The 15,249-nt window shown below is 35.5% G+C and carries 18 protein-coding genes; 13 read left to right on the top strand and 5 right to left on the bottom strand.

Annotated elements, in window-relative coordinates:
• Positions 1–14: 14 nt before the first annotated feature.
• The 9 genes from M0G43_RS10530 (at position 15) to hisIE (ending at position 8,084) form a co-directional block, all read left to right on the top strand.
• Positions 15–830: a prohibitin family protein gene (locus M0G43_RS10530; protein WP_248026079.1), complete on the top strand. Its 816-nt coding sequence runs from the start codon at positions 15–17 to the stop codon at positions 828–830.
• A 260-nt stretch (positions 831–1,090) separates the two neighbouring features.
• Positions 1,091–1,948, top strand: a complete 858-nt coding sequence (hisG, locus tag M0G43_RS10525) for an ATP phosphoribosyltransferase (RefSeq protein WP_248026075.1) — start codon at positions 1,091–1,093, stop codon at positions 1,946–1,948.
• On the top strand, positions 1,945–3,225 hold the full coding sequence (gene hisD / locus M0G43_RS10520; protein ID WP_248026065.1) for a histidinol dehydrogenase: 1,281 nt from the start codon (positions 1,945–1,947) through the stop codon (positions 3,223–3,225). The genes hisG and hisD overlap by 4 nt, the downstream gene beginning before the upstream one ends.
• Before the next feature lies 1 nt (position 3,226).
• Entirely contained in the window at positions 3,227–4,261 is a 1,035-nt protein-coding gene (gene hisC / locus M0G43_RS10515; RefSeq protein WP_248026058.1) for a histidinol-phosphate transaminase, read from the top strand.
• Position 4,262: 1 nt separating this feature from the next.
• A complete protein-coding gene (gene hisB / locus M0G43_RS10510) occupies positions 4,263–5,396 on the top strand; it encodes a bifunctional histidinol-phosphatase/imidazoleglycerol-phosphate dehydratase HisB (protein WP_248026056.1) in 1,134 nt (377 codons plus the stop codon).
• Positions 5,397–5,418: 22 nt separating this feature from the next.
• Entirely contained in the window at positions 5,419–6,006 is a 588-nt protein-coding gene (gene hisH, locus M0G43_RS10505) for an imidazole glycerol phosphate synthase subunit HisH (protein WP_248026053.1), read from the top strand.
• Positions 6,003–6,734, top strand: a complete 732-nt coding sequence (hisA, locus tag M0G43_RS10500; RefSeq protein ID WP_248026043.1) for a 1-(5-phosphoribosyl)-5-[(5-phosphoribosylamino)methylideneamino]imidazole-4-carboxamide isomerase — start codon at positions 6,003–6,005, stop codon at positions 6,732–6,734. Before hisH ends, hisA begins: the two co-directional genes overlap by 4 nt.
• Positions 6,735–6,736: 2 nt before the next feature.
• Positions 6,737–7,504, top strand: a complete 768-nt coding sequence (gene hisF / locus M0G43_RS10495) for an imidazole glycerol phosphate synthase subunit HisF (protein WP_248026033.1) — start codon at positions 6,737–6,739, stop codon at positions 7,502–7,504.
• Positions 7,488–8,084 carry a bifunctional phosphoribosyl-AMP cyclohydrolase/phosphoribosyl-ATP diphosphatase HisIE gene (gene hisIE, locus M0G43_RS10490; RefSeq protein WP_248026022.1) on the top strand — a complete coding sequence of 199 codons (597 nt, stop codon included), beginning with the start codon at positions 7,488–7,490 and terminating at the stop codon, positions 8,082–8,084. The genes hisF and hisIE overlap by 17 nt, the downstream gene beginning before the upstream one ends.
• Here the strand turns inward: hisIE and M0G43_RS10485 are convergent, their stop codons facing one another.
• The 3 genes from M0G43_RS10485 to M0G43_RS10475 form a co-directional block, all read right to left on the bottom strand.
• A complete protein-coding gene (locus M0G43_RS10485) occupies positions 8,085–9,812 on the bottom strand; it encodes a sodium:solute symporter family protein (RefSeq protein WP_248026018.1) in 1,728 nt (575 codons plus the stop codon).
• Between the two features lie 105 nt (positions 9,813–9,917).
• The gene (locus tag M0G43_RS10480; protein WP_248026016.1) at positions 9,918–10,337 is read right to left on the bottom strand and encodes a hypothetical protein; all 420 of its coding nucleotides are present in this window, start codon (positions 10,335–10,337) and stop codon (positions 9,918–9,920) included.
• Positions 10,338–10,458: 121 nt separating this feature from the next.
• Positions 10,459–10,683: a hypothetical protein gene (locus M0G43_RS10475; protein ID WP_248026014.1), complete on the bottom strand. Its 225-nt coding sequence runs from the start codon at positions 10,681–10,683 to the stop codon at positions 10,459–10,461.
• A 180-nt stretch (positions 10,684–10,863) separates the two neighbouring features.
• Here M0G43_RS10475 and corA point away from each other — a divergent pair, with 180 nt between their 5' ends.
• The 4 genes from corA to M0G43_RS10455 all read left to right on the top strand — a co-directional run bounded on the left by corA (position 10,864) and on the right by M0G43_RS10455 (position 14,362).
• Complete coding sequence (corA, locus tag M0G43_RS10470; RefSeq protein ID WP_248026009.1) at positions 10,864–11,931, top strand: magnesium/cobalt transporter CorA; 1,068 nt, start codon at positions 10,864–10,866, stop codon at positions 11,929–11,931.
• Between the two features lie 24 nt (positions 11,932–11,955).
• On the top strand, positions 11,956–12,846 hold the full coding sequence (locus M0G43_RS10465; protein WP_248026004.1) for a mechanosensitive ion channel family protein: 891 nt from the start codon (positions 11,956–11,958) through the stop codon (positions 12,844–12,846).
• Between the two features lie 201 nt (positions 12,847–13,047).
• A complete protein-coding gene (locus M0G43_RS10460) occupies positions 13,048–13,605 on the top strand; it encodes a hypothetical protein (RefSeq protein ID WP_248026003.1) in 558 nt (185 codons plus the stop codon).
• A gap of 76 nt (positions 13,606–13,681) precedes the next feature.
• Complete coding sequence (locus tag M0G43_RS10455; protein WP_248026002.1) at positions 13,682–14,362, top strand: DUF2461 domain-containing protein; 681 nt, start codon at positions 13,682–13,684, stop codon at positions 14,360–14,362.
• Here the strand turns inward: M0G43_RS10455 and M0G43_RS10450 are convergent.
• Both M0G43_RS10450 and M0G43_RS10445 read right to left on the bottom strand, forming a co-directional pair.
• Positions 14,355–14,801: a transcription elongation factor gene (locus M0G43_RS10450; protein ID WP_248026000.1), complete on the bottom strand. Its 447-nt coding sequence runs from the start codon at positions 14,799–14,801 to the stop codon at positions 14,355–14,357. The two genes, M0G43_RS10455 and M0G43_RS10450, sit on opposite strands and share 8 nt — an antisense overlap.
• Positions 14,798–15,211, bottom strand: coding sequence for a glyoxalase (locus M0G43_RS10445; RefSeq protein WP_248025998.1), 414 nt, complete (start codon positions 15,209–15,211; stop codon positions 14,798–14,800). Before M0G43_RS10445 ends, M0G43_RS10450 begins: the two co-directional genes overlap by 4 nt.
• Positions 15,212–15,249 lie beyond the last annotated feature (38 nt).

Below are 15,249 nucleotides of genomic sequence, written 5' to 3'. Positions count from 1 at the left end.
TAAACTCACTTTTTATGGATAGATTACCTAAAATTGCACTACCTGCAATCATAGCAATTATTGTCTTAATTATTTTATTGGCGAAATCTGCCGTGACCATAGGCTCTGGAGAAGCCGGCGTACTATATAAGACTTTTGGAGGAGGCGTCGTAACCGATGAACCACCACTTGGAGAAGGGTTTCACGTGATTGCACCTTGGAATGATGTTATTGTTTACGAAGTTAGGCAACAGGAGTTGTTTGAAAAAATGAAAGTGTTGTCATCAAATGGTCTAGAAATTCAAATTGATGCGTCTGCTTGGTATTTACCGGTTTACAATGATTTGGGTAAACTCCATCAAAATCTTGGTGAAAATTACTTGCAACGCGTTATTCAGCCTGCCATTAGAAGTGCAGCCAGAAGTGTTGTGGGAAGATATACGCCCGAACAATTATATTCCAGTAAACGTGATGCTATACAAGATGAGATCTTTGAAGAAACGAAGAAAATATTGGATAAACAGTATGTTCAATTGAATGAAGTTTTGGTTAGGGATGTAACTTTGCCGTCAACTATTAAAGATGCGATTGAGCGAAAATTGAAACAAGAACAGGAATCCTTGGAGTACGAATTTCGATTGGTAACTGCTCAAAAAGAAGCTGAAAGACAAATCATCGAAGCGCAAGGTAAGGCTGATGCCAATAAGATTTTGAGTGCATCACTAACTGATAAAATTCTTCAGGACAAGGGTATAGAAGCAACTATAAAACTTTCAGAATCAAATAACAGCAAAGTAATTGTTATTGGTTCTGGTGATTCTGGAATGCCTATAATTTTGGGAAATCAGTAAGGTTAACAAAAAATTAATAATTGAAATTTTGGATTGAAAAAATTAATTTTCAATCTTTGCGATAAGAAATACAGAAATGAAATTTATTCAAAACCATCATCATCATTTTCATACTTGCACTCAAGCGAGCTGAAAATGTATTGAATAAATCCAAGATATTTTTAAAACCGTTTGAGTAAGTCAGGCGGTTTTTTTATTTCCACCAAGGTGGAATTCTTTCCAAACGATTTGCTCAAACACTTTTAACCAAAGAAAGAAAAATGAGTAAATTAAAAATTGCAATCCAAAAGGCAGGTCGTTTACACAACGACTCGTTAAAAATCTTAAGTGATGTTGGCATTTCCATAGATAATGGCAAAGACCAGTTAAAGGCATCCGCTCGAAACTTTCCATTGGAAATTTTCTACCTTCGAAATGGAGACATTCCTCAATATCTGCAAGATGGCATTGTTGACGCTGCCATAATCGGTGAAAATATTCTGATTGAAAATGGAGGAAATAGTTCGATTGTTGAACGGCTTGGATTTTCATCCTGCAAGGTATCTGTAGCTGTTCCAAAATCCACAAAATACACTGGAATTGAGTATTTACAAGGTAAACGCATTGCAACTTCCTATCCCAATACTGTAAGTGAGTTTCTGAAGAAGAACAATATACAATCAAACCTGCACGTCATCAATGGTTCCGTGGAAATTGCTCCAAATATTGGTTTGGCAGACGCCATCGTAGATATTGTTTCCAGTGGAAGTACCTTGTTTAAAAATGGTTTGAAAGAAGTTCAAGTTCTTTTGAAATCCGAAGCGGTTTTAGCAGTTTCGAGTAGAATATCAGAAGAAAATCAACTCATTTTGAACAAATTGCATTTCCGTTTCCAATCGGTCTTAAAAGGTCGTCAAAGTAAATATATTCTCCTGAATGCACCTAATGACAAACTTGAACGTATCATCGACATACTGCCAGGTATGAAAAGTCCAACAATTTTACCTCTTGCTAAAGAAGGTTGGAGTTCATTGCATTCGGTTATCCATAGAAACGAGTTTTGGGAAATTATCGACGAATTAAAACAGAATGGTGCCGAAGGAATTTTGGTATGTCCAATAGAAAATATGGTGTTATGAAAATAATAGAAAACCCTAAAAAAGAAGAGTGGTCTCAACTTTTAATGAGACCAACTACAACAATAGATGCAATTGAATCTACTGTCAATGAAATTTTTGCCGACGTGCAGCGAAATGGCGATAGAGCCATAGCAAAATATACTTCAATGTTTGATGGTGTTGAATCTTTATCGATGAAAGTATCAGCGGAGGATATTAGTAATGCCTCAAGCAAAATTTCTCAAGTATTGAAAATGTCCATTAAAGTTGCCAAGGGAAACATTGAAAAATTTCACGATGCCCAGCGAACTGATAGAGTTGAAGTGGAAACGATGCCTGGAGTACTGTGTTGGCAAGAGAAAAAAGCCATAGAAAAAATCGGATTGTATATTCCTGGAGGGACTGCTCCTTTATTTTCTACGGTATTGATGTTGGCTGTACCAGCTAAACTTGCAGGTTGCAAAGACATTATTTTATGCACACCTCCAGACAAAAATGGAAACATTGCGAACGAAATTTTATATACGACACAACTTTGTGGTGTTACCGAGATTTATAAAGTAGGTGGAATCCAAGCTATAGCTGGTTTGACCTTTGGAACAGAAAGCATTCCGAAGGTTTATAAAATATTTGGTCCAGGTAATCAGTTTGTCACTGTTGCAAAGCAAATGGCTACCAAATATGGTGTGGCTATCGATATGCCAGCAGGACCAAGTGAATTGCTGGTTTTTGCGGACGATTCTGGCAATCCTTCTTATGTGGCTTCAGATTTGTTAAGCCAAGCGGAACACGGTTCAGATAGTCAAGTGATTTTGGTAACAACCTCTAAAACGATGTTGTCGCAGGTTCAAAACCAACTGGAATTTCAGATGGATAACCTTCCGAGGAAATCAATCATTCAAAAATCAATTGAACATTCAAAACTGATTTATATTGAAAATGAAGAGATTGCATTGGAGCTAATTAATGAGTATGCACCAGAACATTTAATTATTTGCTCGAAAAATGAAGAGTTTTTTACGAATTCAATAGTGAATGCAGGTTCGGTGTTCTTGGGGAATTTTACTCCGGAAAGTGCTGGCGATTATGCATCCGGAACGAATCATACATTACCAACTAATGGTTTTTCTAGAGCATATTCAGGAGTCAATTTAGATAGCTTTCAAAAAAGTATCACATATCAAAAAATAACAAGGGAAGGACTGAAGACCATTGGTGAAACTATCGAAAATATGGCAGCGGCCGAAGGTTTACAGGCGCACAAAAATGCAGTTTCAATCCGATTAAAAGATATTTAAGATGAATATTCAGAATTTCATAAGACCAAGTATAAAAGCTTTGAAGGCTTACACTTCAGCACGAAATGAATTCAAAGGTGCAAACAGAGAAATGGTTTTTTTGGACGCCAATGAAAATCCTTTTGATAACGGCATCAATCGTTATCCAGACCCGCAACAACTGGAACTAAAGCAATTGTTGTCAAATCTAAAAGGTGTTTCTACTGATAATATGCTCCTTGGAAATGGCAGTGACGAGATTTTGGATTTGATTATCAGAATGTTTTGTGAGCCTAAAAAAGATAGCGTAGTGATATTGCCACCAACATACGGAATGTATGAGGTGCTTGCAAACTTGAATGATTTAGAAATCATCAAAATAGAATTGACAAAAGACTTTCAGCCGAATGTAGATGATATCTTAAGCCTATCGAATGCAAACACCAAAATTCTGTTTTTATGTTCGCCTAACAATCCGACAGGGAATAGTATCGGCCAATCAAAAATTGAAGAATTATTAAAAAATTTCAACGGAATTGTTGTCATTGACGAAGCGTACATTGAGTTTTCCCAAAATGAAAGTTGGTCAATGCGATTGGAAAAATTCCCAAATTTGATTGTCTCACAAACGCTATCAAAAGCTTACGGAATGGCAGGAATTAGACTTGGAATTTGTTTTGCTTCGACCGAAATTATTTCAATCTTAAATAAGATAAAATATCCATACAACATCAATCAATTGACGATTGATAAAGTCATCAACGAATTGAACGAAAAGGATGCGCCGTTACAGCAAATACAAACAATTAAAAATCAACGAAGTTTTCTCATTAAGGAACTCAATTCCATAGATTTTGTCATCAAAATATTTCCAACCGATGCCAATTTTATATTGGTTGAAGTCGATGATGCACAAAAGAGATACAATCAATTGATTGCAAAAGGTATTGTGGTCAGAAATATATCTTCACAGCCGAAGTGTGAAAATTGCTTGAGAATTACGATTGGAACGCCAGAAGAATGTAAGAACCTAATAGCCATATTAAAATCACTATAAAATGAAACGTGTATTATTTATAGATAGGGATGGAACGCTAATCAATGAAGTATCTGATGAACAGATAGATAGTTTTGAAAAACTATCATTTTACCCAAAAGTATTGCCATACTTAAGTCGAATAGCGAAAGAGTTGGATTATGAATTGGTAATGATTACCAATCAAGACGGTTTGGGTACAGAATCATTTCCTGAATCCACCTTTTGGCCAGTTCACAATTTTATCATTAAGACCTTCAAGTCGGAAGGCATTATTTTCAAAGAACAATTGATTGATAGAACTTTTGCAAAAGAAAACGCACCGACTCGAAAACCCAATACAGGTTTGTTGACACAGTATTTTACTGAAAATTATGATTTGGCAAATTCGTTTGTCATTGGTGATCGATTGACTGATGTTGAATTGGCTAAAAATTTGGGGTCAAAAGCAATCTTCATCAATGATAACTCAAATTTAGGAACCACTGAAATAACTGTCAAACCCAATAGTTTGGATGAATATATTGCTCTTGAAACCAATGATTGGGAAGCTATTTATCTGTTTTTGAAGAGTGATGAACGAAAATCTTCAGTTGTTAGGATAACCAATGAAACAGATATTTCCATAGAATTGAATCTTGATGGTACAGGAAAGAGCAACATTCAAACAGGTATTGCATTTTTTGACCATATGCTAGACCAATTGGCGCGCCACGCACAATTGGATTTGAAAATAGATGTTGTCGGTGATTTAGAAGTTGACGAGCATCACACCATTGAAGATACAGCAATTGCGTTGGGAATGGTTTTCGAAAAAGCATTGGGAAACAAATTGGGAATCGAACGTTATGGGTTTTGTTTGCCTATGGATGATTGTTTGGCACAAGTCGCAATTGACTTTGGTGGACGAAATTGGTTGGTTTGGGAAGCTGAATTCAAACGGGAAATGATTGGAAAAATGCCCACCGAAATGTTCTATCACTTTTTTAAATCTTTCACTGATGGTGCAAAATGCAATTTGAATATTAAGGCAGAAGGCACCAATGAGCACCACAAGATTGAGGCTATATTTAAGGCATTTGCAAAATCCATTAAAATGGCCATTAAAAGAGATATTGAAAAAATGGTCTTACCTACCACCAAAGGTTTATTTTAAAAGAATAACAGAATTAAAAAAAATGAAAGTAGTCATAATTGATTATGGGGCTGGGAATATAAAAAGCATCCAATTTGCATTCAATAGATTGGGTATCGAAGTGACCCTATCGAATGACAGAGAAGACATCTCATCAGCAGACCGCGTAATTTTTCCTGGTGTAGGAGAGGCGAGTAGTGCAATGAAGATGTTGAAAAACTCTCAATTGGATAGTTTGATTCCAACCTTGAAACAGCCAGTTTTTGGTATTTGCCTCGGGATGCAGTTGATGTGCCAATATACTGAAGAAGGAAAAACCAATGGTCTCAATATTTTTGAAACGAATGTAAAGCGATTTTCAAATAATCTCAAAGTTCCTCATATGGGCTGGAATACAATTAGAAATTTGAAGTCAGACTTGTTTGAAACTGTTCAAACCAATGAATATCAATATTTCGTGCATAGTTTTTACGCAGAGCTGTCGTCAGAAACTATTGCAATTACTGATTATGACATCAGCTATAGTGCCGCCTTGAAAAAAGATAATTTTTACGGTGTGCAATTCCATCCTGAAAAGAGCGGCGCAGCAGGCGAACAAATTTTAAAAAACTTTATAGAAATTAAATCATGAGAATAATACCAGCAATTGACATTATTGGAGGTAAATGTGTGCGGTTGACAAAAGGTGATTATCAAACTTCAAAGGTATATAGTGAAAATCCTTTGGAAGTTGCAAAAGCATTTGAAGATTCTGGTATTCAGTACGTGCATATAGTTGACTTGGATGGTGCGAAAGCAAAGCAAATTGTGAATTATAGGCCATTGGAACTGATTGCTTCTAAAACGAATTTGAAAATTGACTTTGGTGGTGGCCTAAAATCAGATGAAGACCTGCGTATCGCTTTTGATTGTGGCGTAAAGCAAGTAACTGTTGGGAGTGTCGCAGTACAAGAACCTCAAACTTTTGAAAAATGGTTGTCGATTTATGGTTCGGATAAAATAATCCTTGGTGCTGATTGCGAAAACGGACTTATTGCTGTGAATGGTTGGAAAGAGTCAAGCTCTCACAAAGTTATTCCGTTCATTAAAAATTATCATGTGAAAGGCGTCCAATTCGTCATTTGTACAGACATTTCAAAAGACGGTATGTTACAAGGTCCATCATTCGATTTGTATAAAGCAATCCTTGATGAATGTTCTGATAATGAAGAAAGATCCATAAAATTAATTGCTTCTGGTGGAGTTTCCTTGATTGGGGATATCAAAAAACTGGAAGAATTGGGTTGCGAAGCCGTAATTATTGGTAAAGCTATTTATGAAAACAAAATTAGTCTTGCGGATTTAAAAAATTTCATTTGATTATGTTAACCAAACGAATAATTCCCTGTTTAGACGTTAAAAACGGAAGGACGGTCAAAGGTATCAACTTTAAAGGCTTGAGAGATGCTGGCGACCCTGTGATGCTAGCGAAAAAGTACGCTGAAGATGGTGCGGATGAACTGGTGTTTTTGGACATTTCTGCTACAGAAGAAAGACGTAAAACCTTAATCGAGATGGTTTTGAAGGTCGCTGAAGAAATCAATATTCCATTTACAGTAGGTGGTGGCATTTCATCGGTTGAGGACGTAGATATGTTGTTGCAAAATGGCGCCGATAAAATCTCTATGAACTCATCAATAATAAAAAATCCGACTTTGATTGACAAGGTTTCAAATAAGTATGGTAACCAATGTGTTGTTGCCGCCATTGACGCCAAGCAAATCAACAAAAAATGGCAAGTTTTCTCTTCTGGAGGAAATATTCCGACGGAATTGAACCTATTTGATTGGGCTCAAGAAGCAGAACAAAGAGGTGCTGGGGAGATTCTTTTTACCTCGATGGACCACGATGGAACGAAAAATGGCTATGCCAATGAAGCATTGTCGGAGTTGAATGATTTGTTGACCATTCCAGTCATCGCTTCTGGTGGCGCAGGGAATATTCAGCATTTTTCTGATGCCTTTAAAATTGGAAATGCTGATGCCGCGCTTGCCGCAAGTATATTCCATTTTGGTGAAATAGAAATTCAAACATTAAAAAAAGAACTGCAATTGCAGCAAATTCCTATTCGATATGAAAATAAACTTTGATAAAAACAAAGACGGTTTAATTCCTGCTGTCATACAGGATGTAGAAACCAAAAAAGTATTGATGCTTGGTTATATGAACCGAGAATCACTTGAGAAAACCCTTCAAACGAAGCACGTCACTTTCTTTAGCAGAAGCAAACAGCAATTATGGACAAAAGGTGAGACTAGTGGCAATATTTTGAATTTGGTTGATATAAAAGTGGATTGTGATAATGACGCACTGTTGATTTCTGCCAAACCTGAAGGTCCTTGTTGTCATAAAGGTTTTGACACCTGCTGGAATGAATCAAATGAAAATACATTTGGTTTCTTGTCTGAATTGGAAGAAATTATTGAAGATAGAATAAACAACTCGAATCAAGTGAATTCTTATGTGTCGGCTTTATACAGTCAAGGTATCAATAAAATTGCCCAAAAAGTTGGTGAAGAAGCCGTTGAATTGGTCATTGAGTCAAAAGATACAAATGATGACTTATTTCTGAATGAGAGTGCCGATTTGCTGTTTCATTTTCTGATTCTGATTCAGGCCAAAGGATTTAAGCTGAATAATGTTATTGAAACTCTAAAGGAACGTCGATAACTATTTAGGCTGTTTGAATGATTTGATAATGAGCGCTCCACATAGCAGAGTCACAACTAAAAGTCCAATTGCCAATCCAGTTTTTCCATAAATAAAATTGCCAATGGAAAACAATGCACAATAGACACCGACAACACCTGAAAAGAATCCCAATATCTTCATTCCAAAACCTTTGAATTTGGATTCTTTACCAAAGATAAGTGCGTTAAAAGAGTTCAATGTGTTTTCATCAGAAGGTTTTGTGATGAGCGTGACGATAATCCAACCAATAGTAGTAATGACAACTCCAACTACAAGCTGCCAATAACCTTTCATCTCAACTATGGGTTCTTGCATTTTGTTGTTGATAAAGAAAAACAGGGCAATTAAAAACGAAATGACCATTGCCGCAATTTCACTATAAGGATTGATTCTACTCCAAAACCATCTCAAAATGAACAGCAATCCGGTTCCGGCTCCAATCGATAATAACAAATCGAATCCAACACGCGCTTCCTCCAAAACCAGAGATAATAGTGCAGCTAATACCATCATTGCCACAGTTGAAATTCTTCCTATGGCAACTTGCTCTTTATCTGAAGCATTGGGTCTTACAAATCGAGCATAAAAATCATTGACCATATATGAACTTCCCCAATTCAGATGTGTTGAAATGGTACTCATGAAAGCGGCAATAAGCGATGTGATGACAATTCCCAAAAGTCCGGCAGGTAAAAATGTCAACATTGCTGGATACGATAAATCATTCTTGACAAATGCTGGATTCAAATCAGGAAAGGCTGCTTGCAAACTTTCAATATTCGGATAAATCACAATAGATGCCAACCCAATGATAATCCAAGGCCAAGGTCTTAATGCATAGTGTGCAAAATTGAAGAACAAAGTGGCCCAAGTGGCGTGCTTTTCATCTTTGGCAGCCAACATTCTTTGAGCGATGTAACCTCCACCGCCAGGCTCTGCTCCAGGATACCATACGCTCCACCATTGTACTGCCAATGGCACAATCAATAATGGAATCAGTACTTCAGGATTGGAAAAATCAGGTAACATTGCAGTTTTAGCAGCCACAGATGGTGTCGACAACAGTTTGTCCAATCCTCCGATTTCAGGCATATCAAGAATATAGACCGTTGCCCAAATACTTCCCACCATTGCGATGATAAACTGCACGAAATCAGTGAGCAACACACCCTTCAATCCACCAAAAGCCGAATAAATCACCACGATAGGAGAGGCAATCAAGAGTACTTCCCAAGATGATAGACCGAACATCACGTGACCAATTTTTATGGCGGCAAGGCAAACATTGGCCATAATCACGATATTGAAAAAAACGCCTAAATAAATAGCTCTGAAACCTCTTAAAAAGGCTGCACTTTTTCCGCTATAGCGCAATTCATAAAATTCCAAATCGGTTGTAATGCCACTTTTTCTCCACAATTTGGCATAGAAAAACACGGTAAGCATTCCAGTGAGCAAAAAACTCCACCAAATCCAATTCCCAAAAACACCGTCTTCCCTGATAACGCCTGCTACAAAATTGGGTGTATCAGCTGCAAAAGTGGTTGCAACCATACTTACGCCAAGCAACCACCAAGGCATATTTCTATCCGATAGAAAAAAAGCTTTTGAATCCTTTCCAGCTTGCTTTGAAACATAGATGCCAATAAAGGCAAATAATATCAGGAAACCTGCGATGATAACCCAATCTAGTGTAGATATAACCATAATGGCGAGGAGAATAAAAGTTAGTCAAACAAATCTAACATTAATTGTCAAATAAAAAGGCATTAGATGGTACTAATGCCTTTGAATAAAATTGTTGGTGATGGGTTATCTGATCCAATTTTTATTGATTGCGTGTTTCGCAAAAAAGATTAGCAATATACATACTATAATAACCATAATCGGCATCACATAATCTGGAATATCAATATTTGTAAAGATATAAATGTGCTGTGCAATTGCTGCAATAGCAGAAATAATTAATAAGCTATAAGCCCATTTTTTACGAATCAATAAAGCAATGCAGCCTAAAAACCCACAGAAAACTGCTAGTGCGAAAGCGCCTGTAACCCATGCAGGATAGTCTATAGCAAAAGCTTCTTGTTGTTCTGGAGTCATATTTGCAATCATTTCATCTGTTGCAAAAGCCATAGTTAGGTAAGCGATAACTCCCATTAAATTCCAAAGTAGCGCAAGGACGCTAACAATCCAAAACCACACAGGTGGTTTAGTTGAAAAATTCGTCATAAATAATCGTTTAGTTAGTTAAAATACAATTGAAATATCTTGAGATAATTCGTAACAATTTATGAAATATTTTAATATCAGCTTAAATTATCTCAACATTTAATAACTAAACAATGAACGGCTAATCCTCCACAACGTGCATCACTGGGTTTTTTTCTACCCATTTGCCATTCTTGGATTCTCCTAAAATAATGACATCTTTGGTTTGCTCGTAGTCTTTGATCGTTCGGAGCATTTGCTCTTCAGTATTTCTATGAAGTTTAATTCCTGTATTTGCACCTCTATTCCGTATCTCTAAATAAAATCCATCTCTAAATTTTATTGGCTTTGTTGGTGGTCTTCCCATAAAATTTCGTTTCTATAATAAAGTGCATATTAGCTAATTTTTATGCAATAAACAAGATAAAAAGTCTTAATTAATCGTTAATGTTGAGGATGTTCCATTTTAATTAAATGTTGGCAATCATTATATAACTTTAAAAGATTTTATATTTTTAGATATTCATCTCAATATATCAAAAAAAGTATGAAGCAAAAGAAGAAAAATAAATCATATAAGGTCAGGAATTTGTCTCCTGGAACGATGTCGTATCGAGGTGAAAAATCATCTTCAATCACAGATGTTGATATCATCAATTATAGCCCAACTCTATATAAAGTTATAAATTCCAAAAGTGTTGAGGATGCCTTTAACTTTAAACAAAAAGATACTGTTACGTGGATCAATATCAACGGACTCAATAATTTATCTGAAATCGAAAAGCTGGGAAATCATTATGGGCTTCATCCGCTGACTCTGGAAGATATAGTAAACACTCAACATCGGCCTAAAATGGATGAGTTTGAGAACTATCTGTTCATCGTTTTTAAAATGCTATACCATAAAAGTGATGATACGTTATATTTTGAGCATATCAGTATGGTTGTTGGAGATGGATATGTACTGACCTTTCAAGAGGCGGACGGAGATGTGTTTGATGATTTAAGAGTAAGAATCTCCAATGAAAAAGGGAGAATCAGAAATTCGGGTTCGGACTATTTGATGTATGCCATTTTAGACGCTGTGGTAGACCATTATATTACTGTCCTAGATATTTTTGGTGACAAGGTGGAGGATTTGGAGGATGCTGTTTTCAATTCTGAACCAAATAATGATATGTCCAATAATATTCAGGTTCATAAAAGAGAAATACTAAAGATTCGGCGTTCAGTGGTTCCTCTTCGAGAAGTTATCAATAGATTGGAGAAAACTGACTGTATGTTCATAGAACAAAAAACGCATAGCTTCTTAAGGGACTTATACGACCATATTGTACAGGTAAATGAGAGCATAGATTTGTATAGAGAGATGGTTTGGGGTTTGATGGATATGTATATGAGTGTCATTAGCAACAAGATGAATGAAGTAATGAAGGTATTAACCATCATTGCTACCATATTTATTCCTCTAACGTTTATAGCAGGTATATATGGGATGAATTTCGACAATATCCCAGAATTGCACTATAGATACAGCTACTATATACTTTGGGGTGTAATGATTGTGATATTTTTATTAATGCTTCTGTATTTCCGTAGAAAAAAATGGTTGTAATTTAAAAACATAAAATTTATTATGATGAAAGAAGAACTGGGTAAAGCATACGATGGGTTAATAAATAAGCTAATTGGTTGGATGAACGCAATTGTTGAAGGGCTTCCCAATATGGCTCTGGCAATCCTTGTTATTCTCATCGCTTATATTTTGGCCAAATACGTTTTCAAGCTGGTCAACAAAATCACAGCTAGACGCGTCAAACAACAATCTATAGTCAATATAATCTCAAAACTGGCTTATATTGCAGTCATTACTCTAGGCATTTTCTTGGCATTGGGCATTTTGGATTTGAGTAAGACCTTAACCTCTTTGATTACAGGCGCAGGAGTTTTGGGCTTGGTGATAGGTTTAGCATTGCAAGGCACCTTATCAAATACCATTTCTGGAATAATGATTTCTTTCAGAAAAAAAATCCAAATCGGAAATTGGGTTGAGACAAATGATTTTGCAGGGGAAATCATTGATATCAATTTAAAGAATCTTACGCTTAAAGAAACTGATAATAACATTGTTTTTATTCCGAACAAGACAATCTTGGAAACGCCCATGAAAAACTTTTCATTGACACCCTATATTAGAGTGACAGTAGGTTGTGGTGTGGGTTATAAATCAGATTTAGAATTTGTTGAAAAACTTGTGAAGACTACCTTGAGCAACACCTTTAGAAAAATTGATGACAACAAACCAGTTGAATTTTATTTTACTGAATTTGGAGACAGCTCAATCAATTTCATATGCAGGTTTTGGATAGAAGGTACTCGAAATGTCCATAAACTAGACGCGTCCAATAAGGCCATCATTGCAATCAAAAAAGCGTTTGATGCAGAAGGCATAAACATTCCATTTCCAATTCGAACTTTGGAATTCAATAATGATCTTAAAATTCAAAGTTTTTCTGATAAACAGGAATAACTTAAATTTTAAGTTCTTAAATCTCTAAAGCAATTTTAACATCACTTAACAAAGTAGCTATATATCTATGTTAAAATGTGTTAAGCTACCAACCAATTTATTAGTTAAATCGTAAATTTAAAAGAGAGCATATATCAATAGCTAAATATTGATGATAAAACAATAACTCGATTTAAGTTTAACTTTTTAAAAAACTATACCATGAAAAATTTAGTTTATATATTTTCATTTTTAATGATTACTACGGCATTTTCACAGGAGCCAACAGAGAAGAAGAAACCTGTTGATAAAATGGAGGAGACAACCACTACTAAAACCACGGTAATGAAAAACGGGGTGCCTGTATCTCAAAGCACGTCAAAAGTAACGACTAAAAAGGAGCAAGAAATTAAAACAAAGCAACGTCCTGGCAATACACCTGATGGAGATAAAGTGGATACGCCAATTAAAGTCACCAAAACCATTCAGATTGATAGGGATTCCGACCCTTTTTATGATGTCACCGACAAAACGGTTTATTATAACTTTAATGATAAAAGATTTGCGTTCAAGTCTGATCCTTATGGATTTAATATGATCTCGGACAATGTGCCATATGGACAAGCCCGAATTACAAAAAGCAATCATTTTTATTTGACAACAATAAATGGTTTTCCTGGAGTAGGATATTTTGATACAAAAGGTAATTTTATTGTGGAATATTATAACAAGGATAAAGATGTAATGGTCATTGAATCATATGAAGTGACAGATTTTTAATAAATTTATTATGTAAAAAAAGCCTCGACCTTAAGTCGGGGCTTTTTTGTACATTTAAATTGATATTTCTTTTAATATGAAAAAACAACAAGTATCTCCAAAGGTTCTAGATTTCCTTAAAAGACTCCAACAAAACAATGATAGAGATTGGTTTAATGACCATAAAAATGAGTTTAAGGTCATAGAATCTGGCGTAAAAAAAGTTTACAAACAGTTGTTCGAAATGCTTAATCAACACGATGAAGTTGATAGTACGAAACTGTTCCGTATTTATCGCGATGTTCGATTTTCTAAAGATAAATCACCATATAAGACACATTTTGGTGGTTCATTCCATAGAAAAAAACCAGAATTGAGAGGTGGTTATTATTTGCATATTCAACCCAATAATGAATCATTTATCGCGACTGGTTTTTGGGAACCATCAAAAGAAGATCTTTTTAGGATACGAAAAGAATTTGAATTTGATGATCATGAAATGAGGAAGATTCTATCCAACAATAATTTTAAGGAAGTTTGGGGAAATTTTGTAGGAGATGAACTAAAGACAGCTCCGAAAGGTTTTGATAAGGAGCATCCAGCTATCGACTTGATTCGGAAAAAGCAATATATCTTCACTAAAACCTATACGGACAATCAAGTAACTTCAAATGATTTTGTTGAAGATGTCAATGCCTCTTTTAAAGTAGTTAGACCCTTCTTCAATTACATGAGCGAGGTATTGACCACCAACTTAAATGGTGAATCGCTTATATGACTTCTTTAATGGTAAATTTATTACCGTTAAACTCAATCACATCTCCATTACTTTTACCCAATAACAGCATTCCAATAGGTGAGAGGTGTGAAATGGCAAAGTAACTTCCGTCTTCGATGTCTATTTTTCCTGCACTAACAGATATAAAGAAATTGTTGGTGGAAGTTTTCACCGCACTTCCTACAATCACTTTATCCGAAACCGAATTGGGACTGATATTTTTTAAAATCTCTAACATCTTATTGGCATCATTCAGATGCTGTGAGTTTTTTTCCAAGTCATTGAACAATTTGCCGTTGCCAGAATCATCATCATCATCACCGGCTTTGTCATTGTTTTCAATAGAATCTTTGATTGTTTCTATTTCAGTTTTGTAATTGGAAATGCGTTTGTTGGCGTAATCCATGCACGCCTGCAGTAGTTCTTGTTTTATTTTCATATAGCTTTCGCCATGGTAGGCTCAAATACTTGTATATGACCAATAAAACGCTCTTTCACAATATTCATGATTCGTTTATTCAAAGCTGAAGAGTTTTGGGTATAAATGGCATATTCTTCAACCGTAAACTGTCCGATAATCATTCCTTTAATCGAATTTCGGAATTTCATGTCCTTATGTATAGCGTTTTCGATGTAGTCTAATTGTTTTTGCAAAGATAGTTCATAAAACACATTTTTATGCTTTGCCACATAATTTTTAAAAACTTCAATCAACAAGTCATGTTGCAGCTTGATGATTGGCCTTATCGTAGTGTTTTGAAATCGCTCATCAGAGCTCATGTTTTCAAAAATAATTGCGTCAGAAAGTTCTGGACGAATGTTCAGTAAATGAGTAGTTCGGTTAGACATGACGTTTGTTTTTTTTAAAAATAGGAAGAATGAATAGG

Source organism: Subsaxibacter sp. CAU 1640, assembly GCF_023156585.1.
Taxonomy (GTDB): Bacteria; Bacteroidota; Bacteroidia; order Flavobacteriales; family Flavobacteriaceae; genus JBPOFM01.
The sequence above is the reverse complement of the archived record's forward strand: the minus strand, read 5'-3'. Positions and strand labels throughout refer to the sequence as shown.

Bases quoted from the DNA above. Each gene is read 5' to 3' on its own strand.
- M0G43_RS10530 (WP_248026079.1), top strand. From the start codon at position 15: ATGGATAGATTACCTAAAATTGCACTACCTGCAATCATAGCAATTATT.
- hisG (WP_248026075.1), top strand. From the start codon at position 1,091: ATGAGTAAATTAAAAATTGCAATCCAAAAGGCAGGTCGTTTACACAAC.
- hisD (WP_248026065.1), top strand. From the start codon at position 1,945: ATGAAAATAATAGAAAACCCTAAAAAAGAAGAGTGGTCTCAACTTTTA.
- hisC (WP_248026058.1), top strand. From the start codon at position 3,227: ATGAATATTCAGAATTTCATAAGACCAAGTATAAAAGCTTTGAAGGCT.
- hisB (WP_248026056.1), top strand. From the start codon at position 4,263: ATGAAACGTGTATTATTTATAGATAGGGATGGAACGCTAATCAATGAA.
- hisH (WP_248026053.1), top strand. From the start codon at position 5,419: ATGAAAGTAGTCATAATTGATTATGGGGCTGGGAATATAAAAAGCATC.
- hisA (WP_248026043.1), top strand. From the start codon at position 6,003: ATGAGAATAATACCAGCAATTGACATTATTGGAGGTAAATGTGTGCGG.
- hisF (WP_248026033.1), top strand. From the start codon at position 6,737: ATGTTAACCAAACGAATAATTCCCTGTTTAGACGTTAAAAACGGAAGG.
- hisIE (WP_248026022.1), top strand. From the start codon at position 7,488: ATGAAAATAAACTTTGATAAAAACAAAGACGGTTTAATTCCTGCTGTC.
- M0G43_RS10485 (WP_248026018.1), bottom strand. From the start codon at position 9,812: ATGGTTATATCTACACTAGATTGGGTTATCATCGCAGGTTTCCTGATA.
- M0G43_RS10480 (WP_248026016.1), bottom strand. From the start codon at position 10,337: ATGACGAATTTTTCAACTAAACCACCTGTGTGGTTTTGGATTGTTAGC.
- M0G43_RS10475 (WP_248026014.1), bottom strand. From the start codon at position 10,683: ATGGGAAGACCACCAACAAAGCCAATAAAATTTAGAGATGGATTTTAT.
- corA (WP_248026009.1), top strand. From the start codon at position 10,864: ATGAAGCAAAAGAAGAAAAATAAATCATATAAGGTCAGGAATTTGTCT.
- M0G43_RS10465 (WP_248026004.1), top strand. From the start codon at position 11,956: ATGAAAGAAGAACTGGGTAAAGCATACGATGGGTTAATAAATAAGCTA.
- M0G43_RS10460 (WP_248026003.1), top strand. From the start codon at position 13,048: ATGAAAAATTTAGTTTATATATTTTCATTTTTAATGATTACTACGGCA.
- M0G43_RS10455 (WP_248026002.1), top strand. From the start codon at position 13,682: ATGAAAAAACAACAAGTATCTCCAAAGGTTCTAGATTTCCTTAAAAGA.
- M0G43_RS10450 (WP_248026000.1), bottom strand. From the start codon at position 14,801: ATGAAAATAAAACAAGAACTACTGCAGGCGTGCATGGATTACGCCAAC.
- M0G43_RS10445 (WP_248025998.1), bottom strand. From the start codon at position 15,211: ATGTCTAACCGAACTACTCATTTACTGAACATTCGTCCAGAACTTTCT.